Below are 625 nucleotides of genomic sequence, written 5' to 3' on the forward strand. Positions count from 1 at the left end.
CCTTTGGTAAAATGGAGTTACCACACAACCATTTCAAAGGAGAGGTTTCTTTTGTACATTCAATATACCATGGACCAACTTTGCTTGCCAATGGATCTGGAAGAAGATATTCCAGAACATCACCTCGTTCGTATCGTCAATGCCGCCGTTAACCGGCTGGACGACGGCATTTTTGACGCGGCCTACCCAGGTGGTGGCCGTGACAGCTACCATCCTAAAATGCTGACCAAAGTCATGATTTACGCCTACACGCAGCGCATCTATTCCTCTCGCCAAATCGCCAAATCCATTCGGGAGAATATCCCCTTCATGTGGCTGGCCGGGCGGCAGCGACCCGACTTCCGCACGCTGAATCGCTTCCGTTCCCAGCGAATGAAGAATGTCCTTGAGACGGTATTTACCGCCGTGCTTCAGTTTCTGGCTGACGAAAAATACGTTTCCCTGGAGCATTACTTTGTGGACGGAACCAAAATCGAGGCCAATGCCAATCGCTACACGTTTGTTTGGGGGAAAGCCGTCAGTAAACACAAAGTCAAACTGCAGGATAAGGTGCATGCCCTGTTCGCTGCCATTGAAACGGCAGAAGAACAGGAAGAACAAGAGAATTCAGGCAAAGACCTGGCTG

At 49.9% G+C, this 625-nt stretch carries 1 protein-coding gene; it reads left to right on the forward strand.

The features are described from left to right. Positions 1–51 precede the first annotated feature (51 nt). Positions 52–625: transposase (locus tag A3849_RS04405; RefSeq protein WP_143191736.1), on the forward strand; the 574-nt coding region annotated here is incomplete at its 3' end.

Origin of the sequence: Paenibacillus sp. P46E, from assembly GCF_001909095.1 — a bacterium.
GTDB classification, from domain to species: Bacteria; Bacillota; Bacilli; order Paenibacillales; family Paenibacillaceae; genus Paenibacillus_AQ; species Paenibacillus_AQ helianthi.